Source organism: Burkholderia sp. 9777_1386 (assembly GCF_015712265.1).
GTDB classification, from domain to species: Bacteria; Pseudomonadota; Gammaproteobacteria; order Burkholderiales; family Burkholderiaceae; genus Burkholderia; species Burkholderia cenocepacia.
On record NZ_JACCQB010000035.1, the window covers coordinates 1 to 23,369 of the forward strand.

Annotated in this window: 19 protein-coding genes; 12 read left to right on the top strand and 7 right to left on the bottom strand. The window is 69.5% G+C overall.

All coding sequences use genetic code 11. From position 1 onward, the window contains the following. The first annotated feature begins 122 nt into the window (after nucleotides 1–122). Together H0X91_RS23305 and H0X91_RS23310 are read left to right on the top strand one after the other, a co-directional pair. Complete coding sequence (locus tag H0X91_RS23305) at nucleotides 123–911, top strand: ABC transporter substrate-binding protein (protein WP_006488477.1); 789 nt, start codon at nucleotides 123–125, stop codon at nucleotides 909–911. Between the two features lie 15 nt (nucleotides 912–926). Beyond that, nucleotides 927–2,357, top strand: coding sequence for an FAD-binding oxidoreductase (locus H0X91_RS23310; protein ID WP_058902019.1), 1,431 nt, complete (start codon nucleotides 927–929; stop codon nucleotides 2,355–2,357). 45 nt (nucleotides 2,358–2,402) lie between these two features. On the opposite strand, the gene H0X91_RS23315 is transcribed toward H0X91_RS23310, so the two are convergent. Beyond that, nucleotides 2,403–2,975, bottom strand: a complete 573-nt coding sequence (locus H0X91_RS23315; protein WP_060263636.1) for a PadR family transcriptional regulator — start codon at nucleotides 2,973–2,975, stop codon at nucleotides 2,403–2,405. 68 nt (nucleotides 2,976–3,043) lie between these two features. Beyond that, complete coding sequence (gene cadR / locus H0X91_RS23320; protein WP_006490878.1) at nucleotides 3,044–3,475, bottom strand: Cd(II)/Pb(II)-responsive transcriptional regulator; 432 nt, start codon at nucleotides 3,473–3,475, stop codon at nucleotides 3,044–3,046. An 81-nt stretch (nucleotides 3,476–3,556) separates the two neighbouring features. Here cadR and H0X91_RS23325 point away from each other — a divergent pair, with 81 nt between their 5' ends. Both H0X91_RS23325 and H0X91_RS23330 read left to right on the top strand, forming a co-directional pair. Beyond that, nucleotides 3,557–6,079, top strand: a complete 2,523-nt coding sequence (locus H0X91_RS23325; protein WP_196433386.1) for a heavy metal translocating P-type ATPase — start codon at nucleotides 3,557–3,559, stop codon at nucleotides 6,077–6,079. A gap of 10 nt (nucleotides 6,080–6,089) precedes the next feature. Beyond that, nucleotides 6,090–6,467 carry a zinc ribbon domain-containing protein gene (locus tag H0X91_RS23330; RefSeq protein ID WP_006489530.1) on the top strand — a complete coding sequence of 126 codons (378 nt, stop codon included), beginning with the start codon at nucleotides 6,090–6,092 and terminating at the stop codon, nucleotides 6,465–6,467. Nucleotides 6,468–6,625: 158 nt separating this feature from the next. Here H0X91_RS23330 and H0X91_RS23335 read toward each other — a convergent pair whose 3' ends face one another. Continuing rightward, nucleotides 6,626–7,507 (bottom strand): AraC family transcriptional regulator, encoded by an 882-nt coding sequence (locus H0X91_RS23335; protein ID WP_048988906.1) that lies wholly within the window; start codon nucleotides 7,505–7,507, stop codon nucleotides 6,626–6,628. A gap of 276 nt (nucleotides 7,508–7,783) precedes the next feature. On the opposite strand from H0X91_RS23335, the gene H0X91_RS23340 reads away from it, so the two are divergent. The 4 genes from H0X91_RS23340 to eutC all read left to right on the top strand — a co-directional run bounded on the left by H0X91_RS23340 (nucleotide 7,784) and on the right by eutC (nucleotide 13,180). After that, complete coding sequence (locus H0X91_RS23340; RefSeq protein WP_060263640.1) at nucleotides 7,784–9,247, top strand: mechanosensitive ion channel; 1,464 nt, start codon at nucleotides 7,784–7,786, stop codon at nucleotides 9,245–9,247. Nucleotides 9,248–9,436: 189 nt separating this feature from the next. Beyond that, a complete protein-coding gene (gene eat, locus H0X91_RS23345; RefSeq protein ID WP_006496293.1) occupies nucleotides 9,437–10,849 on the top strand; it encodes an ethanolamine permease in 1,413 nt (470 codons plus the stop codon). Between the two features lie 139 nt (nucleotides 10,850–10,988). After that, nucleotides 10,989–12,386 carry an ethanolamine ammonia-lyase subunit EutB gene (locus H0X91_RS23350; protein WP_196433387.1) on the top strand — a complete coding sequence of 466 codons (1,398 nt, stop codon included), beginning with the start codon at nucleotides 10,989–10,991 and terminating at the stop codon, nucleotides 12,384–12,386. Continuing rightward, a complete protein-coding gene (gene eutC, locus H0X91_RS23355; RefSeq protein WP_034201150.1) occupies nucleotides 12,383–13,180 on the top strand; it encodes an ethanolamine ammonia-lyase subunit EutC in 798 nt (265 codons plus the stop codon). Before H0X91_RS23350 ends, eutC begins: the two co-directional genes overlap by 4 nt. Here eutC and H0X91_RS23360 read toward each other — a convergent pair. Further along, entirely contained in the window at nucleotides 13,173–14,057 is an 885-nt protein-coding gene (locus H0X91_RS23360) for a LysR family transcriptional regulator (RefSeq protein WP_084749721.1), read from the bottom strand. The two genes, eutC and H0X91_RS23360, sit on opposite strands and share 8 nt — an antisense overlap. A gap of 155 nt (nucleotides 14,058–14,212) precedes the next feature. On the opposite strand from H0X91_RS23360, the gene H0X91_RS23365 reads away from it, so the two are divergent. Next, nucleotides 14,213–15,835 (top strand): MFS transporter, encoded by a 1,623-nt coding sequence (locus H0X91_RS23365; RefSeq protein WP_196433388.1) that lies wholly within the window; start codon nucleotides 14,213–14,215, stop codon nucleotides 15,833–15,835. Nucleotides 15,836–15,969: 134 nt separating this feature from the next. On the opposite strand, the gene H0X91_RS23370 is transcribed toward H0X91_RS23365, so the two are convergent. After that, a complete protein-coding gene (locus tag H0X91_RS23370; protein WP_034178592.1) occupies nucleotides 15,970–16,398 on the bottom strand; it encodes a pyridoxamine 5'-phosphate oxidase family protein in 429 nt (142 codons plus the stop codon). Nucleotides 16,399–16,719: 321 nt separating this feature from the next. Here H0X91_RS23370 and exaC point away from each other — a divergent pair, with 321 nt between their 5' ends. From exaC to H0X91_RS23385, 3 genes are all read left to right on the top strand, one after another. After that, nucleotides 16,720–18,246 carry an acetaldehyde dehydrogenase ExaC gene (gene exaC, locus H0X91_RS23375; protein ID WP_006489874.1) on the top strand — a complete coding sequence of 509 codons (1,527 nt, stop codon included), beginning with the start codon at nucleotides 16,720–16,722 and terminating at the stop codon, nucleotides 18,244–18,246. 175 nt (nucleotides 18,247–18,421) lie between these two features. After that, a complete protein-coding gene (locus tag H0X91_RS23380; RefSeq protein WP_062884189.1) occupies nucleotides 18,422–18,970 on the top strand; it encodes a hypothetical protein in 549 nt (182 codons plus the stop codon). A 205-nt stretch (nucleotides 18,971–19,175) separates the two neighbouring features. Then, nucleotides 19,176–20,192: a helix-turn-helix domain-containing protein gene (locus tag H0X91_RS23385; protein WP_006493582.1), complete on the top strand. Its 1,017-nt coding sequence runs from the start codon at nucleotides 19,176–19,178 to the stop codon at nucleotides 20,190–20,192. 109 nt (nucleotides 20,193–20,301) lie between these two features. Here H0X91_RS23385 and H0X91_RS23390 read toward each other — a convergent pair whose 3' ends face one another. Both H0X91_RS23390 and H0X91_RS23395 read right to left on the bottom strand, forming a co-directional pair. Continuing rightward, nucleotides 20,302–21,399: a glycosyltransferase family 9 protein gene (locus H0X91_RS23390; protein WP_196433389.1), complete on the bottom strand. Its 1,098-nt coding sequence runs from the start codon at nucleotides 21,397–21,399 to the stop codon at nucleotides 20,302–20,304. Beyond that, nucleotides 21,396–23,099, bottom strand: coding sequence for a thiamine pyrophosphate-binding protein (locus H0X91_RS23395; RefSeq protein WP_196433390.1), 1,704 nt, complete (start codon nucleotides 23,097–23,099; stop codon nucleotides 21,396–21,398). The genes H0X91_RS23390 and H0X91_RS23395 overlap by 4 nt, the downstream gene beginning before the upstream one ends. Nucleotides 23,100–23,369 lie beyond the last annotated feature (270 nt).

The following is a 23,369-nucleotide window of genomic DNA, read 5'->3' on the forward strand; positions in this document are numbered from 1 at the left end:
TTTCATAGGGGCCCGCAGCGGCAGTACTGGCTGCAACAAGGCCGGATATAGAGCTGCAGCCCATCCTGTCTGTCTGAACACACGAAAACTGTTGCAAACGGGACGCGTTCATATAGATCACGATGAAACACACGGCCACCCTGAAACTCGCGTTCGCACTCGCGTGCGCCATCGGCTCCGGCGCGGCGCTCGCCGATGCGCCGACGCTGCGCTTCGGCCTCGAAGCGCAATACCCGCCGTTCGAATCGAAGGCGCCGAACGGCGACCTGCAGGGCTTCGACATCGACGTCGGTAACGCCGTCTGCCAGACGGCGAAGCTGTCGTGCAAATGGGTCGAGACGTCGTTCGACGGGCTGATCCCGGCGCTGAAGGGCCGCAAGTTCGACGCGATCAACTCGGCGATGAACGCGACCGAGCAGCGGCGCCAGGCGATCGACTTCACGACGATCATCTATCGCGTGCCGACCCAGCTGATCGCGCGTACCGGCAGCGGGCTGCTGCCGACGCCCGAATCGCTGAAGGGCAAGCGCGTGGGCGTGCTGCAGGCGTCGATCCAGGAAACCTTCGCGAAGGCGCACTGGGAGCCGGCCGGCGTCGCGATCGTCGCGTACCAGGACCAGAACCAGGCGTATGCGGATCTGGTCGCGGGCCGCCTCGACGCGACGCTCGTGCTCGCGCCGTCCGGCCAGCGCGGCTTCCTGTCGCGCCCGGACGGCAAGGGCTTCTCGTTCGTCGGCCAGCCGGTGCACGACGACAAGATCCTCGGCAGCGGCATCGCGTTCGGCCTGCGCAAGGGCGACGATGCGCTGAAGGCGAAGCTCGACGCGGCGATCGACAAGCTGAAGGCGGACGGCACGGTGAAGTCGCTCGGCCTCAAGTATTTCGGCGATATCGACATCTCGACGAAGTAAGCGGGGCCGCGCACGATGCCGACCCCGAACCCGACCGTCGCGGGTCGCGCACCGGATGGCAGGCCGTTGCCGGACGACGCCGTCGATGCGGTGCTCGCCGCCGAACTGGGCGACGCGCTCGTCACGCGCGCGGCCGATATCGATCCACGTTACTTCACCGCGTACAACGAGCCGGCCGGTGTGCGGCCGCGTGCGCTGGTGCGCCCGCGCAGCGTCGACGACGTGTCTCGCGCGCTCGCGCTGTGCATGCGGCTCGGCCAGCCGGTCGTGCCGCAAGGCGGGCTGACCGGGCTCGCGCGCGGGGCGGTCGCGCTGGGCGGCGAGGTCGTGCTGTCGATGGAGCGCTTCGCGGGCATCGAGGCGCTCGACGCGGCGGCCGGCACGATCACCGTGCGCGCGGGCACGCCGCTGCAGACCGTGCAGGACGCCGCGGAAGCGGCGGGCTTCACGTTCGGCGTCGATCTCGGCGCGCGCGGCTCGTGCCAGATCGGCGGCATGCTCGCGACCAATGCGGGCGGCACGCGTGCGATCCGCTACGGAATGATGCGCGAGCAGGTGTTGGGGCTCGAAGCGGTGCTCGCGGACGGCACGGTCGTGTCGTCGATGAACCGGATGCTGAAGAACAACGCGGGCTACGACCTGAAGCAGCTGTTCATCGGCAGCGAAGGGACGCTCGGCGTCGTCACGCGCGCGGTGCTGCGGCTGCATCCGTTGCTCGCGGCGCCGGCCACGGCGCTCTGCCGCGTGCGCGACTACGACGCGGTGGTCGCGCTGTGGAACCGCGTGCGCACGCTGCCGGAAGTCGTCAGCTTCGAGGCGATGTGGCCGGCGTTCTACGATTACGTCGCGCGGCATACGCCCGGTGTGTCGGCGCCGTTCGTCGGCGACGGCGGTTTCGTGGTGTTGATCGAATGCGCGACGAGCGCGCCGGGCGGCGATGCGCATCATGCGCTCGAAACGGCGCTCGCCGCGGGGTTCGATGCAGCGCTCGTCGACGATGCGGTACTCGCGACTTCCGAGCGGCAGGCGCGCGATTTGTGGACGCTGCGCGAAGGCCTCGCGATCGATGCGCTGCCCCATCTCGTCAACTTCGACGTGAGTCTGCCGACCGGCGAACTCGGCGCGTTCGCCGAGCGCTGCGAGGCGGCGTTGCGGACGCGCTGGCCGGCGCTCACGTGCCTGTTCTTCGGCCATGTCGGCGACGGCAACGTGCATATCGGCGTGTCGCTGGCCGCGATGACCGACGCGGACGCCGATGCGCTCGATCACTGCGTGTATGCGGTGGTGCGCGACATGGGCGGGTCGGTGTCGGCCGAGCACGGGATCGGCGTGCTCAAGCGTCCTTATCTCGCGCACACGCGCAGCGACGCGGAAATCGGGCTGATGCGACGCCTGAAGGCCGCGCTGGACCCGCGCGGCATCCTCAATCCGGGCAAGGTCCTTTGACGCGGCCGCCGCCCGTTGCCGACCCGCATCGGGCGGCGCGACGCGTCAGCCGTCCACCCAGCGCAGCGCGCCGATCTTCAGGTGTTCGACGACGCTGCGCGCCCAGTCGAGCTCCGCATTGAGCAGCACGAGCGCATGCTCGTTCTGCAGCAGGAACAGGCGCGGCACCTGATCGGCCTGCGCGGTCGCGCGCAGCGCTTCCAGCCGCTCGCGTTCGGCGTCGAGCCGGGCGATGCGCAACTCGAGCTGGTGGCGTGCGTCCTCGGCATCGAGCAGCGGCAGGAACGCGAGGCCGGCGCCGAATGCCGGAAATTCGCGCGCGGGCTCCGCGAGCAGCGCGTGCAGCCACGCCTGCCCGGCGGTGTGCCCGGCTTCGGTCAGCGCATACAGCGTGCGCTCAGGAAACGCGCCGTCGCGCTCGGTGTCGTGCACGGCGATCAGCCCGTCGCGCAGCAGCCGGTCGATCGTCTGGTAGAGGCTCGTGCGTTGCCGCACGTTGACGACTTCGTCGTATCCGCGGGCCTTCAGTTGCTGCAGCATCCCGTACGGATGCATCGGCGTTTCGGTGAGCGTCGCGAGGACTGCCAGCGCGAGCGGGGACGGACGGGTTGTGGACATGAATAGTTAAAGCATATCTAGTAATAATATAACTATTTTCAATCGGACTATCCGATTTGACAAGGATTTCAGCCCAGGTGCGAGCGCTTTGCGGCCGGCGCGACGGTTTCCATCGTCGCGAGGCCATGCACGATCCCGCAATCCTCGACCGAATGCTCGCCGACGCACTGGCGCCGCAATTCGGTGAGCTGGTCACGCAGCTGCGTGAGTTCCGCGAGGCGCGCATCGACGTGTCCGATGTGATCGTCGAGCAGCGAATTGATCGAATCGCAGCGGTCGGCCGGCGTGTCGGTGAGCCGCAGCAGTGCGCGGATCTCGTCGTGCGCCATGTCGAGCGCGCGGCAGTTGCGGATGAAGCGCAGCCGTTCGACGTGCACGTCGGTGTAGTTGCGGTAGTTCGAATCGGTGCGCTCCGCGTCCGGCATCAGACCCTCTTTCTCGTAGAAACGGATCGTCTCGGGCGTGCAGCGGGCCGCTTTGGCCAGTTCGCCAATCTTCATGCCTTTCTCCCGTGTAAGGGTTGACCTTGTAGTGGCTTCAGGGTGTTAACTCTACACCGTCAAGCCACAAAGGAGGTTGTCATGACCGACGCCAAGCGTCCCCACGACCCACGACACCGTCATGCCGGCGGCGCCGACGCGTGCTGCGCCGAGGCGCGCGACACGCAGACGGCGACCGTTGCCGACGCGGCGCCGGCGGCCGGCGAGCGCGCGCACGGCCATGACCACGATCATGGGCACGATCACGCCGCGCATGGCGAGGCCGGTCATGACCACGATCACGGCCATGCGGGCGACGACCAGCATGTGCACGGCGCGACGTGTTCGCACGACCACGCCGCGCATGACCATGCCGGTCACGACCACGACCACGACCACGACCACGACCACGCGGCCGGCGACTGCTGCGCGCCCGCCGCGCTGACGCTCGCGCCGCTGCCGGTCGCGCGGGCGACCGCGTCGGGCCACGTGCGCTCCGCGTTCCGGATCATGCAGATGGACTGCCCGACCGAGGAAATGCTGATTCGCAAGAAGCTTGGCGGGATGAGCGAAGTGTCGGCGCTCGAATTCAACCTGATGCAGCGGATGCTGACCGTCGAGCACGCGCCCGGCGCGCAGCCGGCGATCGAAAGCGCGATCCGCACGCTCGGGATGACGCCGGAGGCCGCGACGGCCGGCGCCCCGGCGGCGCGCGTCGCCGACGCGTCCGCGAAGCCGTGGTGGCCGCTCGCGCTCGCCGGCGTCGCCGCGATCGCGTCCGAAGGCGCGACCTGGGCCGGGCTGCCGGTGTGGCTGTCGGCGGCGCTCGCGCTCGCCGCGGTGCTCGCATGCGGGCTCACCACGTACAAGAAGGGCTGGATCGCGATCCGCAACGGCAACCTGAACATCAACGCGCTGATGAGCATCGCGGTGACGGGTGCGATGGCGATCGGCCAGTGGCCGGAAGCCGCGATGGTGATGGTGCTGTTCACGATCGCGGAACTGATCGAGGCGAAGTCGCTCGACCGCGCGCGCAACGCGATCCAGGGGCTGATGCAGCTCGCGCCGGACACCGCGACCGTGCAGCAGGCCGACGGCGCGTGGCGCACGATCGAGGCCGCGCAGGTCGCGCTCGGCGCGGTCGTGCGCGTGAAGCCGGGCGAACGGATCGGGCTGGACGGCGAAGTCGTCGCGGGCCGCTCGACGGTCAACCAGGCGCCGATCACCGGCGAGAGCCTGCCCGTCGAAAAGGCTAGTGGCGACGCCGTGTACGCGGGCACGATCAACGAATCGGGTTCGTTCGACTACCGCGTCACGGCCGTCGCGGCGAACTCGACGCTCGCGCGGATCATCCACGCGGTCGAGGAAGCGCAGGGCGCGAAGGCGCCGACGCAGCGCTTCGTCGACCAGTTTGCCCGCGTCTACACGCCGATCGTGTTCGCGGTCGCGCTGCTGGTCGCGGTGGTGCCGCCGCTCGTGATGGGCGGCGCGTGGCACGACTGGATCTACCGCGCGCTGGTGCTGCTCGTGATCGCGTGCCCCTGCGCGCTGGTGATCTCGACGCCGGTGACGATCGTGTCGGGGCTCGCGGCCGCCGCGCGGCGCGGGATTCTCGTGAAGGGCGGCGTCTATCTGGAAGAAGGGCGCAAGCTCGCGTGGCTCGCGCTCGACAAGACCGGCACGATCACGCACGGCAAGCCGGTGCAGACCGACTTCGACGTGCATGCGGACGACGCCGATGCGGCGCGCGTGCGGCACCTCGGCGCGAGCCTCGCGGCGCGCTCCGACCACCCGGTGTCGCAGGCGATCGCCGCCGCGGCGCGCGACGCCGGCACGACGGCATTCGCCGACGTGCAGGACTTCGAAGCGATCGTCGGGCGCGGCGTGCGCGGCACGATCGACGGCACGCGCTACTGGCTCGGCAACCATCGGCTCGTCGAGGAACTCGAACGCTGCTCGACGGCGCTCGAGGCGAAGCTCGACGCGCTGGAGCGGCAGGGCAAGAGCGTCGTCGTGCTGGTCGACGAAACGCGCGTGCTCGGCCTCTTCGCGGTGGCCGACACGATCAAGGACACGAGCCGCGACGCGATCGCCGATCTGCATGCGCTCGGCATCCGCACCGCGATGCTGACGGGCGACAACCCGCATACCGCGCAGGCGATCGCGCAGCAGGCCGGCATCGACGACGCGCGCGGCAACCAGTTGCCGGAAGACAAGCTCGCGGCGGTCGAGGAACTGTCGGCGGGCGGCGCGGGTGCGGTCGGGATGGTCGGCGACGGGATCAACGATGCGCCGGCGCTCGCGCGCGCCGACATCGGCTTCGCGATGGGCGCGATGGGCACCGACACGGCGATCGAGACGGCCGACGTCGCGCTGATGGACGACGACCTGCGCAAGATTCCCGCGTTCGTGCGGCTGTCGCGCGCGACGCACCGCGTGCTGGTGCAGAACATCGGCTTCGCGCTCGGCGTGAAGGTCGTGTTCCTCGGTCTCACGGTCGCGGGGCTCGGCACGATGTGGATGGCGGTCTTCGCCGATGCGGGCGCGAGCCTGATCGTCGTGGCCAACGGCTTGCGGCTGCTGTCGTCCTCCGGGGCGTTCGGCGGCGCCCGGGCCCAGCGTTGAGGAGCGGACGATGAGCTTTTTGAAACGGATTCTCGGCGGCCACGGCGGCGGTCATGGCAGCGGGCACGGCCACGGCGGTGACGGCGGTCACGGTGGCGGGCATCACGGCGGGTCGCGCCAGGGCGGCCATGGTGGCCACGATGCGCGCGGCCGCGATCGCCACGGCTGGGGCTGGCAGGCGCCGGCCGATGCGGCGAACGGTGGTCGGGGCGGGAATCTGGCGCTGAGCCAGCTCGCCTGCGCCGGTTGCGGCGCACTCAACGCAGCCGATGCACGCTTCTGCGCGCAATGCGGCACGGCGCAACGCGGCAAGGCTTGCAGCCGCTGCCATGCGGCGCTGGCGGCCGACGCGCGGTTCTGCCCCGGCTGCGGGACGCCGGCGGCTTAAGGATCTCCGCGAATTCGCGCCGGCTACGCATACGCACGGGCCGGCGCGCTTCGTTCAAGGCCGGCGCACCGGCATGCCCGATGTCGTCCCGGGCATCGTCGCACCCGCAATATCGTCGCGGTTCGTCAAGATACACGGCTGCGCGGCACACCCGTCGCTCAGCGCAACGGCAGGTGAATTTCGGTGCGCAGATCGGCCGGCGCCGTGTCCATCGGCGTATTGAGGTACAGCTCGAACGGCGGCGCGTCGGCGGCTTCGCGGCCCGAATGACGCAGCCAGTCGCCGTAGAGCCACTGGTAGGCCGTCTTCAGGTCCGCATACGGCCCCGTATGCAGCAGCACCGCGTATTCGCCGCCCGCGATCGTCGCGCGCTCGACCGGCGGCACGGGCGCCACGTCCGGCGCGCCGTCGGCCGGCATCAGGCAGGCCTTCGCGCGCAACTGCGCTTCGGGCGTCGTGTCCGGATCGTCGTAGAAGATCCCGATCATCTTCGCGCCCGGGCCGATCAGCCCGTGCTGCCCGGCCCACGCGCCGATGCGCCCGAACGCGTCGCCCACCTTCATATACGCACCGGTGTGCGCCACCGCGTAGCCGCGCAGTGCCGGCAGACGCCGGATCTCGACCTCGTGCTTGAACATGTCTTCCTCTCCTCGCTGTAGTGGATAAATCGGCCGGTGGCTGCCGGTGCGCCGGTGCTGTGCGGGCAGCACGCCGTACGCGTCGCGAAACGCCCGTGCGAACGCGTGCGTCGACCCGTAGCCGGCGCGTCGCGCGATCTCGTCGAGCGGCCGCGTGGTGCAGACCAGATCCTCGGACGCCCGCACGATCCGCATCCGCCGCACCGTCAACACGATCGACTCGCCGTACAGCGCGCGATAGACGCGCTGCCAGTGATACGGCGACAGGCACGCGACTTCGGCGAGCCGGTTCAGGTCGAGCGGGCCGTCGAGATGCGTGCTGATGTACGCGTGAACGCGCGCCACGCTCGCCGCGTAGCGGGCCCACGCGGGCGGCTCGGGATTGGTTTCGGTGGGGGTCATCGACGTGTCCGGGGCAAGCACCGACGCCACGGTAGCACGGCCCGAATGGATAAATCTTGCGGAAATGCGGGACCCCGAATCATCGATCCCTTTTTAATTTCGACGAAATGGGGTCTTGCCCCTCCGGGATCTATGACTAAAGTTAAAGACGGTGAAATCGGGTGAACGCGTCATTTTTCTCAGGTAAGTTGCTCCGGCGGCAACGCACGTTTTTCGAAGTACGCAGGTAGTTCGTCGATGTTCAATCGCAACGCCACGTTTTCGGGAGAAGAAGAAATGGATGCTTCCAGCTTCATCACGTCGCTGCAGACCACGCTAGGCGGATACCTGCCCAAGATCGCCGGCGCGATCGGCATCCTGGTGATCGGCTGGCTGATCGCCGTGGCGGTGCGGGCCGGCGCGTTGCGCCTGCTCAACGCGCTGAAGGTCGATCAGCGGATCACCGACAGCACCGGCCAGGGCGCGTGCGTCGAACGCATCATCGCCGGCGGCCTGTTCTGGCTCGTGCTGCTCGTCACCGCGGTGGGCATCTTCAACGTGCTCAACCTGTACGCGGTCTCCAATCCGTTCTCGCTGCTCGTCACGCACATCGTCAACTACCTGCCGAACCTGATCGGCGGCGCGGCGCTGACGCTGATCGCGTGGCTGATCGCATCGCTGCTGCGCAGCCTCGCGAACCGCGCGCTGAAGGCGAGCAAGGTCGACGCCACGCTGTCCGAAAGCGCCGGCATGCAGCCGATGAGCGGCTATCTCGGCGACGTGCTGTTCTGGCTCGTGATCCTGATGTTCCTGCCGGCGATCCTCGCGTCGTTCGCGCTGTCGGGGCTGCTGTCGCCGGTGCAGGGGATGGTCGACAAGCTGCTCGCGATCGTGCCGAACATTTTCGCGGCCGCGGTGATCGGCTTCGTCGGCTGGGTCGTCGCGCGCGTGCTGCGCGGCCTCGTGACCAACCTGCTGGTCGCGGCCGGCGCCGACCGCCTCACGCAAGGAATCGACAGCCCGACGCCGGTGCGCGTATCGAGCCTGGTCGGCACGATCGTCTACGTGTTCGTGTTCGTGCCGACGCTGATCTCCGCGCTCGACGCGCTGAAGATCGACGCGATCTCGATCCCCGCGACCAACATGCTGAACCAGTTCCTCGGCGCGGTGCCGGACATCGTCGCGGCGATCGTGATCGTGCTGGTCACGTTCTACTTCGCGCGCTTCGTCGCGTCGCTCGCGCAGAAGCTGCTGGAAGCCGCCGGCGTCGACGGGCTGCCGGCCGTGCTCGGTGTCGAGCGCGTATTCTCCGGGATCCTGCAGCCGTCGGTGCTGGTCGCGCGGCTGATCGTGTTTTTCGCGATGCTGTTCGCGTCGGTCGAGGCCGCGAACCGGCTCGGTTTCTCGCAGGTGCGCGACGTCGTCACGCTGTTCATCGAATTCGGCGGCCACGTGCTGATGGGCGGCGTGATCCTCGTGATCGGCGTGTGGCTCGCGGGCCTCGCCCGCCGCGTGATCGAGCAGGCCGACCGCGAGCACAGCGTGCTGTTCGCACGCATCGCGCAATTCGCGATCCTCGGCCTCGTGTTCGCGATGGGGCTGCGCGCGATGGGCATCGCCAACGAAATCGTCCAGCTCGCGTTCGGTCTCGTGCTCGGCGCGATCGCGGTGGCCGTTGCGCTGTCGTTCGGCCTCGGCGGTCGCGAGGCGGCCGGCAAGCTGCTCGACCGCTGGTTCAACCAGCGCGGCGGCGGCCGGTAAGCACGGACGATCCGGCCTGCGTCGCGCGGGCCCGGATCGACGTCGCAACGGACGCGGCCGGCGTTTCCGCAAGCGAAACGTCAGCCGCGATCTTTGCCGAATTTCGATAACACGTCGTTTAATGACTCTCTAGCATCGATTCTCAGTCGCGCTGGTCCGCAGGCCCGGCGCCTTTGAGGAGAGAGTCCGATGAAAGCAGAGTCGAATGGCCGGCCCGCCGCCGGCGCCAAGCTGTCCGGCCAGCCCGCGCTGCAGCAGACGCTCGGGACCTGGCAACTGTGGGGCATCGCGGTCGGCCTCGTGATTTCCGGCGAATACTTCGGCTGGAGCTACGGCTGGGCGAGCGCCGGCACGCTGGGTTTCGTGATCACCGCGCTGTTCGTCGCGGCGATGTACACCACCTTCATCTTCAGTTTCACCGAGCTGACGACGTCGATTCCGCATGCGGGCGGCCCGTTCGCGTATGCGCGCCGCGCGTTCGGCCCGACCGGCGGCTATCTGGCCGGCGCCGCGACGCTCGTCGAGTTCGTGTTCGCGCCGCCCGCGATCGCGCTCGCGATCGGCGCGTACCTGCACGTGCAGTTTCCGGGGCTCGAACCGAAACACGCGGCGATGGGCGCGTATCTCGTGTTCATGGCGCTGAACATCGTCGGCGTGCAGATCGCGGCGACCTTCGAGCTCGTCGTCACGCTGCTCGCGATCTTCGAGCTGCTGGTGTTCATGGGCGTCGTGTCGCCGGGTTTCGCATGGAGCAATTTCACGAAGGGCGGCTGGTCGGGCGCCGATCACTTCAGCCTGGGCGCGTTCCACGGGATGTTCGCGGCGATTCCGTTCGCGATCTGGTTCTTCCTCGCGATCGAAGGCGTCGCGATGGCCGCCGAGGAAGCGAAGAACCCGAAGCGCTCGATTCCGATCGCGTACGTGGCCGGGATCCTGACCCTCGTGGCGCTCGCGATCGGCGTGATGGTGTTCGCCGGCGGCGCGGGCGACTGGACCAAGCTCGCGAACATCAACGATCCGCTGCCGCAGGCGATGAAGTACATCGTCGGCGCGAACAGCGGCTGGATGCACATGCTCGTGTGGCTCGGGCTGTTCGGGCTCGTCGCGTCGTTCCACGGGATCATCCTCGGCTATTCGCGCCAGATCTTCGCGCTGGCCCGCGAAGGCTACCTGCCCGAATGGCTCGCGAAGGTGCATCCGCGCTTCAAGACGCCGTACCGCGCGATCCTCGCGGGCGGCGTGGTCGGGATCGCCGCGATCTACAGCGACGAGCTGATCCAGTTCGGCGGGCAGACGCTCACCGCGAATATCGTGACGATGTCGGTGTTCGGCGCGATCGTGATGTATATCGTGAGCATGGCGGCGCTGTTCAAGCTGCGCCGCTCGCAGCCGAACCTGGAGCGACCGTTCCGCGCGCCGCTGTATCCGATCTTCCCGGCATTCGCGATCCTCGCGGCGCTGGTCTGCCTCGGTACGATGGTGTATTTCAACGGGCTGGTCGCGCTGGTGTTCGTCGGCTTCCTCGCGGTCGGTTACGCGTACTTCCTCGCGACCCGCGCGCAGCGCGCAAGCGCGCCCGGCGACGCGCTGCTCGAGGAGTGAGCGATGCCGACGGTGCAGGCGAAGGTGAAAGTGAAAGGCCGTTCCTGACGGCATCCGGCGCGCCCCGTCGAACGGGCGCGCCGTCGGCTTTTGATCGGGGGCGTGAACCGGCTCCGAGATGGACAAGGAGACTCGCACGATGTCCTATACCGAGACGATCGGTCCGCGCACGTACCGCTTCGCGGACCTGAAGACGCTGCTCGCGAAGGCGAGCCCGCTGCGTTCCGGCGACCAGCTCGCCGGCGTCGCGGCGGCGAGCGAGGAGGAGCGCGTCGCCGCGAAGATCGCGCTCGCGGGCGTGCCGCTGAAGGCGTTCCTGAGCGAAGCGGTGATCCCGTATGAAGACGACGAGGTCACGCGCCTCATCATCGACGATCACGACGCGCAGGCGTTCGCCGACATCTCGCACCTCACCGTCGGCGATTTCCGCAACTGGCTGTTGTCGCCCGCGGCCGACGGCGCGGCGCTCGAGCGGATCGCGCCCGGCCTCACGCCCGAGATGGTCGCGGCCGTGTCGAAGCTGATGCGCAACCAGGACCTGATCGCGGCCGCGAGGAAGCGCCGCGTCGTCACGCGCTTTCGCAACACGGTCGGGCTGGCCGGCCGGATGTCGGTGCGGCTGCAGCCGAATCACCCGACCGATGACGTGAAGGGCATCGCCGCATCGATGCTCGACGGGCTGATGTACGGCTGCGGCGACGCGATGATCGGCATCAACCCGGCCACCGACAGCCTCGCGGCGATCGTGAAATTGCTCGCGATGATCGACGGCTTCCGCGAGCGCTACGGCGTGCCGACCCAGTCGTGCGTGCTCACGCACGTGACCAACACGATCGCGGCGATCGAGAAGGGCGCGCCGGTCGATCTCGTGTTCCAGTCGATTGCGGGCACCGAGAAAGCCAATGCCAGCTTCGGGATCTCGCTCGCGCTGCTCGGCGAGGCGCGCGAGGCCGCACTGGCGCTGAAGCGCGGCACGGTCGGCGACAACCTGATGTACTTCGAGACGGGCCAGGGCAGCGCGCTGTCGGCGAACGCGCATTTCGGCGTCGACCAGCAGACCTGCGAAGTGCGCGCGTATGCGGTCGCGCGCAAGTTCGAGCCGTTCCTCGTGAACACCGTGGTCGGCTTCATCGGGCCCGAATACCTGTACGACGGCAAGCAGATCATCCGCGCGGGCCTCGAGGATCACTTCTGCGGCAAGCTGCTCGGCGTGCCGATGGGCTGCGACATCTGCTACACGAACCATGCGGAAGCCGACCAGGACGACATGGATACGCTGCTGACGCTGCTGGGGGCGGCCGGCATCAACTTCATCATGGGGATTCCGGGTGCGGACGACGTGATGCTGAACTACCAGAGCACGTCGTTCCATGACCAGCTCTACGTGCGCGAGGTGCTCGGGCTGCGCCGCGCGCCCGAGTTCGAGGAATGGCTGGAGACGATGGAGATCGCCGACGCGCACGGCGCGCTGCGCGCCGCGACGGCGCGCGTGCCGCTGCTCGCGGGGGCAAACGACTGGATGGGGGTGTCCGCATGAGCGACGCCGTCGAAAAGAACCCCTGGGCGCAGCTGAAGTCGTTCACGAACGCGCGGATCGCGCTCGGCCGCGCGGGCAACAGCCTGCCGACCGCGCCGCTGCTGGCCTTCAACCTGTCGCATGCGCAGGCGCGCGACGCGGTGCACCAGCCGCTCGACGCGGATGCGCTGCGGCGCGAGATCGAGGCGGCCGGCATGCTGCCGACGCTGCGCGTGCAGAGCGCCGCGCCCGACCGTGACCATTACCTGCGCCGGCCCGATCTCGGCCGCAAGCTGTCGGACGACAGCCGCGGGCTGCTGGCGGGTTACGGGGCGGCGCTCGACGAGGCGCCCGACGTCGTGTTCGTGGTCGGCGACGGGCTGTCGGCGTTCGCGGCCGCGAAGCAGGCGCTGCCGCTGTTGCAGGCCGTGCGGCCGCGGCTCGATGCGGATGGCTGGCGGATCGGCCCGGTGGTGGTCGCGACGCAGGCGCGCGTCGCGCTCGGCGACGAGATCGGCGAGCTGTTGCGCGCGAAGGTCGTCGCGATGCTGATCGGCGAGCGGCCCGGGCTCAGCTCGCCGGACAGCCTCGGCGTGTATCTGACGTGGGCGCCGAAGGTCGGCTGTCACGACGCGCTGCGCAACTGCATCTCGAACGTGCGGCCCGAAGGACTGCCGCACGCGGCCGCCGCGCACAAGCTGCATTACCTGATGACGCATGCGCGCAGGCTCGGGCTGACGGGCGTCGGGCTGAAGGACGACAGCGACGCGCTGTTGCCGGCGGCGGAAGCGGAGCGGATCGGTGTGACTACCTGAACAGCCGCTCGCACAGGAAATCGACGAACACGCGCAGCTTCGGCGACAACTGCCGGCTGGACGGCCACACGATCGAGAACTGCCCCGGCGCGATCCGGTAGTCGTCGAGCACGGTGACGAGCGCACCGTGGTCGAGTGCGTCGCGCGCGAGGAAGTCGGGCATGTAGCCGATGCCGAGCCCCGCGAGTACGGCGCCACGCAGCGCCTCCATGTTGTTGCAGGTCATCGCGGTGCGCAGCTTCAGCGGTGTGCCGTCGTCGGCCGCGAGCGCCCAGTCCTGCAGCTTGCCGGTGGTCGGAAAGCAGTAGCGCACGCAGTCGTGCGCTTCGAGCTCGCGCGGCGTGCGCGGCGTGCCGGCTTGCGCGAGATACGCGGGCGTCGCGCACAGCACGAACGCGAACGGACCGAGCCGCCGCGACATCAGGCTCGAATCGGACAGCGGGCCGCTGCGGATCACCGCGTCGAAGCCGCCTTCGACCACGTCGACCATCCGGTCGTTGAAATCGAGATCGAGTTCGACGTCCGGGTAGCGCTGCCGGAATTCGGGCAGCACCGGCAGCAGGAAGCGGTAGCCGATCACCGGCAGGCTCACGCGCAGCTTGCCGCGCGGGCGCTGCGCGGACGCCGTCACGGTCGCCTCCGCGTCGCGAAAATCCTCGAGGATGCGCTGGCAACGCTCGTAGAAATGCCGCCCCTCTTCGGTGAGCGTCACGCGCCGCGTCGTGCGATTGAACAGCCGCACGCCGAGCGACTGCTCCAGTTTCGCGATCGTCTTGCCGACCGCCGACGCCGAGATGCCGAGCGCGCGGCCGGCCGCGACGAAGCTCAGCGCTTCGGCGGCGCGGACGAACGCGACGATACCGGTGAGATTTTCCATCGAATCGAAGGGCGTGCGGCGACGCACGCTGCCAGGTGAATTGCGGAATTCTAGTCCGTTATATGTGGAGCTTCGCGGGGTTTTTCGCGGATTGAATCGGATTTATCGTCTGTCGCTCTGATGGCGCATCCGCGCCGGCTTTTCGAGGAGCGATGATGGATCACCCTGTTTCAGCCGTTTCGGCCCTGGCGGCGCGTCGGCGCGCGTGGGTGCTGGCCGCCGTCTGCATGGCCGCCGTCGCGCTGCCGCTGTCGTTTTCGGGCGGCGCGGTCGCGACGCCGGCGATCGGCCGCGACCTGCACGGCAGCCCGGTCGCGATGAACTGGATCACCAACGCGTTCATGCTCGCGTTCGGCAGCTTCCTGATGGCGTCGGGCGCGCTGGCTGACCAGTTCGGCCGCAAGCGCCTGTTCGCGATCGGCGTCGGCGGCTTCACGCTGATGTCGGTCGCGCTCGCGTTCGCGCCGTCGATGCTCGCGGTCGACTTGCTGCGCGCCGCGCAAGGGCTTTCGGCGGCTGCGGCGCTGGCCGGCGGCACGGCCGCGCTCGCGCAGGAATTCGACGGCGCGGCGCGCACGCGTGCGTTCAGCCTGCTCGGCACGACGTTCGGGATCGGGCTCGCGTTCGGGCCGGTGCTCGCTGGCGGTTTGATCGGGCATTACGGCTGGCGCGCGATCTTCGTGACGAGCGCGGTGGCCGGCGTGCTGTCGCTCGCGTTCGGGCTGCCGCGCATGCACGAGTCGCGCGATCCGCACGCGACCGGGCTCGACTGGCCCGGCACGGCGGCGTTCACGACCGCGCTGACGCTGTTCACGTTCGGCGTGATCGAGGCGCCCGCGCGCGGCTGGTCGAGCCCGCTCGTGATCGCGCTGCTGGCCGGCGCGGCGCTCGGCGCGTGCGCGTTCGTGACGATCGAGACGCGCGTCGCGCGGCCGATGCTCGACCTGTCGCTGTTTCGCATCGCGCGCTTCGTCGGCGTGCAGGTGCTGCCGGTGTCGACCTGCTGCTGCTACATCGTGCTGCTCGTCGTGCTGCCGCTGCGCTTCATCGGTATCGACGGTTTCAGCGAGATCGACGCCGGCTGGCTGATGCTCGCGATTTCCGCGCCGATGCTGGTCGTGCCGCTCGTCGCGGCGACGCTCACGCGCTGGCTGTCGGCCGGCGTGATTTCAGGGCTCGGGCTGCTGGTCGCGGCAGCCGGGCTCGTGTGGCTCGGAATCGCGTTGCGCGGCGGCGCGGGGCCGGCGGCGATCGCGCCGATGCTCGCGATCGGTGTCGGCGCCGGCATGCCGTGGGGGCTGATGGACGGGCTGTCGGTGAGCGTCGTGCCGAAGGAGCGCGCGGGGATGGCGACGGGCATTTTCAGCACGACGCGCGTGGCCGGCGAGGGGATCGCGCTGGCGATCGTCGGCGCGGTACTGGCCGCGCTCGCGCAAGCGGGGCTCGGGCACGCGGCAGGGGCGGCCGGTGCTGCCGATGCGCCGGATGCGACGCTGCGGGCCGCCGCGCGGCTCGCGACCGGCGATCTCGCGGGCGCGGCGGCCGCGTTGCCGGGCGTCGGTCGGGCAGCGTTGATCGCGAGCTACACGCACGCGTTCGACCGGCTGCTGATGGGGCTGGCCGTCGTCACCGTGCTGTGCGCGGTGGTGGTGTTCGGGTTTCTCGGCCTGCGGCCGGCCGCCGATGAAACGGGCGACGATGCGGACGGCCGCGCGCCCGCCGATGCGTCGGCGCGCAGCCGGATCGAGCCGGCCTGCGCGGAGACGCACGGGCGGTGAGTGTTGCATCGCGACGCGTCGACGCGTCGGTACTTCGACGCGTTGGCACATCGGCACATCGGCACATCGGCATTTCGGTCGATGCAGGCGCCGTGCCCGCATGGTCGGCTGGCCAGCGCGTCACCCGTCGCGCATCACGCCAGCACGAGCGGCGGCAGCGCCGCATCCGCGCGCGCCTGCGCACGTTCCACATCGATCACCAGATAGCGCAACGCGTCCGGCCACAGGTGCGCGCGCGCTTGCGCATCCTCGTCGAGCGTCGCGCGGCCCTGCACGAGCCAGGTCGTCTGGCGCACGAAATCGACGAACAGCAGCGCGATGGCCGGATTCACGAGCAGGTTGCCGATCGTGTTGAGCAGGTTGTTGCCCGCGAAATCGGGCAGCACCAGCGTGCGGCGATCCGGGATATCGACGAGCGGCGTGAACGAGCCGTCGGCGCGCGGCTGGCGGCCACGGTACGAACAGTCGCCGTTACCGGCCGCGTCGGCGGTCGCGACGATCAGGAAAGCCTGCTCGCGGATGAATGCGATGGCGTCGTCGGTCAGGGGGCCGCGATCGTTCATGGTGTCGGTCGGCGCGTGCGCCGTGGCGTGGGGATCGGTGATCCGCACGCAAGCGACATGCCACGCGCGGCGGCGCGCCTCCACGGGCAGCGCCCCTGCGCGCACTGTGGAAATTCCGAACAGCGATCCCGTCGCTGCGCAATCGCGATGTTCAGAATCGGTACACCCGCCGTGTTGCGTGCGTGAACACTGCACGGTGCGAACACGGGCCGGCCGCGATCGACATGCCCCCGGTCCGTTTGGCACGCATGTTGCGTAAACGGGACCAGCGCATTCCAACCGGCGCTGTACTCACACAAGCACGATGAACAGGAGACATGTATGAACCCGTTTGACCTGAAGCAACTGGGCCTCGACGTCGAATACCCGTACCGTCAGCAATACGACAACTACATCGGCGGCAAGTGGGTGGCGCCCGTGAAGGGCGAGTATTTCGAGAACGTGTCGCCGATCAACGGCCAGCCGTTCTGCCGCATCCCGCGCTCCGGCGCCGACGACATCGAGCTGGCGCTCGACGCCGCGCATGCCGCGCGCCGCAAGTGGGGCAAGACGTCCGTCGCCGAGCGCGCGAACCTGCTGCTCGCCGCCGCCGACCGGATGGAAAAGAACCTGAAGCTGCTGGCCGTGGCCGAGACGATCGACAACGGCAAGCCGCTGCGCGAGACGATGGCGGCCGACCTGCCGCTCGCGATCGACCACTTCCGCTATTTCGCGGGCTGCATCCGCGCGCAGGAAGGCGGCATCTCCGAAATCGACGACAACACCGTCGCGTACCATTTCCACGAGCCGCTCGGCGTGGTCGGCCAGATCATCCCGTGGAACTTCCCGTTGCTGATGGCCGCGTGGAAGCTCGCGCCGGCGCTCGCGGCCGGCTGCTGCGTGGTGATGAAGCCGGCCGAGCAGACGCCCGCGTCGGTGCTCGTGCTGATGGAGCTGATCGGCGACCTGTTCCCGGCCGGCACGATCAACATCGTGAACGGCTTCGGCAAGGAAGCGGGCGAAGCGCTCGCGACCAGCAAGCGGATCGCGAAGATCGCGTTCACGGGCTCGACCCCGGTCGGCAAGCACATCCTGCGCGCGGCGGCCGACAGCCTGATCCCGTCGACGGTCGAACTGGGCGGCAAGAGCCCGAACATCTTCTTCGCCGACGTGCTCGACCAGGACGACGCGTTCCTCGACAAGGCGCTCGAAGGGCTCGCGATGTTCGCGCTGAACCAGGGCGAGGTGTGCACGTGCCCGTCGCGGATCCTGATCCAGGAATCGATCTACGAACGCTTCATCGAGAAGGCCGTCGCGCGCGTCGAGCGCATCAAGTCCGGCCACCCGCTCGACCTGCAGACGATGATCGGCGCGCAGGCGTCGCAGCAGCAGCTCGACAAGATCCTGTCGTACATCGACATCGGCCGCGGCGAAGGCGCGCAATGCCTGACGGGCGGCGAGCGCGCGGCGCCGGCCGCCGACCTCGGCACGGGCTACTACGTGAAGCCGACGATGCTGCTCGGCAACAACAAGATGCGCGTGTTCCAGGAGGAGATCTTCGGGCCGGTCGCGTCGGTGATGACGTTCAAGGACGAGCAGGAAGCGATCGAACTCGCGAACGATACGTTCTACGGGCTCGGCGCCGGCGTGTGGACGCGCAACGGCACGCGTGCGTACCGGATGGGCCGCGAGGTCGAGGCCGGCCGCGTGTGGACCAACTGCTACCACCTGTACCCCGCGCATGCGGCGTTCGGCGGCTACAAGCAGTCGGGGATCGGCCGCGAGACGCACAAGATGGCGCTGTCGAACTATCAGCAGACGAAGTGCCTGCTGGTCAGCTACCAGGCCGAGGCGCTCGGGTTCTTCTGATCGCCGAAGCCGGCGCGACGTGTCGGGGCCGGTTGGGCCCCGTACGTCGCCCGGTTCGATTTCCCTGTTCGACAGTCGGCGCGGGCTGCGTTGTTGGCGGCCGGCGCCGGCCACGCTGCCGACCGCCGCGCATGCGCGGCGGTACGGCGCGCCGATGCATACGACGACCCCCAGCATGGCAGAACCGCCCCGATCCTTTCCCCGTCACCCGGTATTTCATCCGGGCGAACTCGACGCGCAACACCGCTTCGGCGTCGCCGACGAAGCCGAGCGGATGAGCGACACCGTGACGACGCGGCTGAGCCTCGGCGTGCGGCAGTTCGTCGAATCGCAGCCGTTCATGTTCGTCGGCATGGCATCCGGCGCGGGTGCCTCGATGACCTGCGACATCGTGCAGAGCCGACGCGACGCGAACGGCGATCTGCTGCCGGTGGTACGCGTGATCGACACGAAGACGCTGCGGTTCGCGTTGCCCGCCGCGCATGGCGGCGACGGCGGCCGGATCGACGCGGCCGCCTGCGACGGCAGCGGCGTCGGATTGCTGTTCGTCGATTTCGTGCGCGGCCTGCGCTACCGGATCAACGGTCGCGCCACGCTGCGCGCCGATCTGCCGGAAGCGGACGCGGCGCCGTGGGCGGCGGGCAGCGCGATCGTCGAGCTGGCGATCGCGCACGCATACGGCAATTGCGGCACGCGGGTCGTGCGGCTGAAGCCGGCCCGGTAGCCGGCATCCGGGCGCGGGCGGCGGCGCGCATGCGCGGTCGCCGCGCGGATCGCACCGGCGGCGTGCGCGGCATGCCGCCTTCGGGTGCGCCCGCATGGCGCGCGGCGGCCGGACAGCGTGGAATGGCGGGTTGCTCGCCGGGCCGTGCGGTTCGGCACGGGACTTGCGTGGCACGCAGGGTTCCGCGCAGGTGAGGGAGGACACGATGGATCAACACGTGGTGAGTACGGAAGAACCGACCGCCGAAGACACGCGGCGCAGCGCGCAGGGCGACGATGCGTTCGCCGGGCAGGCCGTCGTCAGCGTCGCGCACGATGCGGACGAGCAGGCGCGCAACCTGATCGGCTGGCGGCAGACCTACGACCAGCTCGCGGCCGGCCGCTTCGTCGGCACGCTGACCGAGCTGCCGCTGGACACGATGAAGCTGTTTCGCGAATCGACCAGCCATCTGCTGCGCCAGGCGTGCGAAGTGCGCGGCGATGCGTACTGGTTCGGCATTCCGCTCGTGTGCGACGGCTCGGCGCGCGTCGATGCGTGCCGCATCGGCCCCGGCGCGCTCGCATTTCGGCCCGGCAACGTCGAATTCGAACTGGTGACGCCCGCGCAGTTCTCGATCTACGGCGTCGTCGTGCGCGGCGACGTGCTGCGCCGCTATGCCGAGGACGTCGAGCGCCGCGCGCTCGACGAGCGGCTGTTCACGCAGCGCGTGATGCAGGTCGGCGATGCGCGGCTCGCGCGGCTGTGCGCGCTGCTCGGCCGCCGGCTCGACGGCGCGGTGGCGATGGCCGGCCCGCTGCCCGATGCGCAGCGCGACGACCTGCAGGCCGAAGTGCTGGCCGCGCTGTTCGATGCCTGCGCGCAGCCGGCCGACGACGGCAGCGGCGGCGCGCCGTCGACGCGCCGCTGGCTCGTCGACCAGGCGCGCGACTACGTGCTCGCGCACCGCACGCGCCCGGTCGGCGTGCCCGAGCTGTGCGAGCAGCTGCACGTGAGCCGGCGCACGCTGCAGTACTGTTTCCAGGACGTGCTCGGCATGGCGCCCGCGACCTACCTGCGCACGCTGCGGCTGAACGGCGCGCGGCGCGACCTGTGCGGGCGCGCGGCGGGGTCGGTGCAGGACGTCGCGGAGGCGTGGGGTTTCTGGCATCTCAGCCAGTTCGCGACCGATTACCGGCGCCTGTTCGGCAAGCGGCCGTCGGAGACGCTGCGCGATCGCGCGTGAGGGGCTTGGCGGGAAGGCGGGCGGCCGGAGCGGCGTCTGCAGTGGTGCTGACGCTGTGGGCGTGCCGCTACTGGCTTGATCGTTCCGCTCGCCGCTGCGCAGGCTTCGCTCAGATCGCCGATGCAGCCACGTCGCGCGGTGCGGGCCACGCGAGCGCGTCCCAGTCGATTGCGCGGTAAGCGGCTTCGACCGCCGCCAGATCGTCCGGCCGCTCGCTGCGATGCAGCCCGTGCAATGCGGCCGGCACGTCAAGCGTGACGGGCACGCAATGCGGATAGTCGCGCACGCGCAGCGCCGGGCCGATTGTCGTGAAGCATGCGAGCGTCGGCACGTCGAAACCGTCGGCGAGATGCAGGGCCGCCGTGTCCGGCGCGAACAGCAGGCTCGCGCCCTTGATCCAGGCGATGAAGCGCGCGGTGTCGGCCGCGTCGCTGCTCACATCCACGTAAGCCGGATGCGCGAGCGGACCGAAGCCGACTACCGGCAATCCGTAACGCTGCGCGAGCCGATCCACGAACGCGACGCGCAGCGCGGGCGGCACGCTGCGCACCGCGGTGCTCGCACTCGGGCAGAACAGCACGTACGGCCGCTGCCATTCGGCCGGCAGTGCGGGCAGCGGCAGCCGCGCGAGCCAGCGGTTGCGCTTCGCGGCGGCCGGCACGGCGGCCGGATCGACGCCGAGCGCGTCGAGGAAAAAGTCGATCATCGGCAGCCGCGCGAACGCGGGCCAGTACAGGTGATTGCCGACGTCGATGCAGTGCGGCTCCGTGGCCAGCGCTTCGGCGGGGTACGGCAGCGCGCGCGACGGCGCGACGACGTCGGCCGCGAGCGCGTACAGCGCATCGACATAGCGCGGCGCGCGCGCCGGCCGGTACAGCGTGAGGCGCAGGCCCGGATGGGCATCCCGCAACGCGGCGAGGGCCGTCATCCCGATCACCGAATCACCGAGCGTGACGCCCATGCCGTTGATCACGTGCACGTGCCGCGCCGCGCCGTAGTCGAGCCGGAACGGTCGGGACGCGGCGTGCCGCAGGCCGAGCGCGGGCGCGGCCGCTACATGGCCTTCGGCGCGCGCGTCGCCCTGCTCGAGGTCGTACGGCGCGACGAGCGTGCCGTCGGGCGCGAGCAGCGTGCCGGGGCAGGTCAGCGCGTCGTCGTGCGACAGCGCGGCGACGGGCGGCGTGGCGTGCATGTCGCCCGACGTCATGCGCCGCGCGCGCGGCGGCCCTGCTCGCGGATCTGCTCGAGCGTCGCGGCGGGTGTGCTGGCGTCCTGCGGGATGCGGATCTCGATCACCGCGGGCAGCCCGCAGGTCAACGCGCGTTCGAGCGCGGGCGCGAAATCGGCGGTGCGCTCGATCGTCTCGCCATGCGCGCCGAACGCACGCGCATACGCGGCGAAATCCGGATTCGTGAGCCCCGTGCCGTGCACGCGGCCCGGGTAGTTACGCTCCTGATGCATGCGGATCGTGCCGAAATGACCGTTGTTGACGACGATCGCGACGATGTTCAGCCCGTATTGCATCGCGGTCGCGAGCTCGTTGCCGGCCATCATGAAGCAGCCGTCGCCCGCGAGCGCGACGACGGCGCGCTGCGGATACAGCGACTTCGCGGCGAGCGCGGCCGGCAGCCCGTAGCCCATCGCGCCGCTCGTCGGCGCAAGCTGCGAACGGTAGTGCCGGTACGCGAAGTGGCGATGCAGCCAGATCGCATAATTGCCCGCGCCGTTGGTCAGGATCGCGTCGTGCGGCAGGCGCTCGCGCAACTGCACCATCACGTCGCCGAGTTGCACATCGCCGGGCATCGGCAGCGGCGCATGCCATTCGCGGTATGCGCGGTGCGCGTCGGCGGCCGCGCCGGCCCACGCGGGCCGCTCCGGCGGTTCGAGCGCGGCCAGCGGCGCGGCGATCTCGGGCATGCCCGACACGATCGGCAGGTCGGCGGCGTACACGCGGCCGAGTTCGTCCGCGCCCTGATGCACGTGGATCAGCGTCTGGCGCGTTTTCGGGATGTCGAGCAGCGTGTAGCCGCCGGTCGTCGCTTCGCCGAGGCGCGGCCCGATCACGAGCAGCAGGTCGGCGTCGCGGATGCGTTTCGCGAGCGCGGGGTTGATCCCGAGCCCGACGTCGCCCGCGTAGTTCGGGTGCGCGTTGTCGATCGTGTCCTGGAAGCGGAACGCGCACGCGACCGGCAATTGCCAGCGTTCGACGAAGGTGCGCAGGTTCGCGCACGCGTCCGGCGTCCAGCCGCTGCCGCCGACGATCGCGAACGGCCGCTCCGCGCGCGCGAGCCGCTCGCGCAGCTCGTCGAGCTGCGCGGCCGACGGCGCCGCCGCGATGCGTTTCGCGGCCGGTGCGACGGGCTGCGGCGCGCACGCGTCGGACAGCACGTCCTCCGGCAGCGCGAGCACGACCGGGCCGGGCCGGCCGGACGTCGCGACGTGGAACGCATGGCTCAGGTATTCGGGGATGCGGCGCGGGTCGTCGATCTGCGCGACCCATTTCGCCATCTGGCCGAACATCCGGCGGTAGTCGATTTCCTGGAAGGCTTCGCGGTCGAGGTGTTCGCGTGCGCACTGGCCGACGAACAGGATTATCGGCGTCGAATCCTGGAACGCGGTATGCACGCCGATCGACGCATGGGTCGCGCCGGGCCCGCGCGTGACGAACGCGATGCCCGGGCGGCCGGTCAGCTTGCCGACCGCTTCGGCCATGTTCGCGGCGGCCGCCTCGTGGCGGCAGACGACCGTCTGGATGCGGGCGGTGTCGTCCGCGAGCGCATCGAGCACGGCGAGGAAACTCTCGCCCGGCACGCAGAACACGCGTTCGACGTGATTGGCGAGCAACGCATCGACGAGCAGTCGCGCACCGGTGGTGGTGCGCGGCTCGAGATCCTTGGAATGCGACATGGACTGCCGTCTCCCTGGGTAGCGGGACGTACAGCTTACGCCGGATGGCCAGGCGCTGAAAAGTGTCGGAACGCCGGGTGGTTCGGTGCGGACGTCCCGGCTTCGGCTGGCTGATCGGCCAGCTTGTGCGCGTGGGCGCGACGGCGGAAAGTCAGGGCTACGGACACTGAGCCGGACGCTGCTTCCAGCGTGAAAGCGGGTCGACCAAATAACAATAAATCGGGAGGCCATTCAATAGTAAAATTTCAACGGATGAGTAAAAAAATGGGG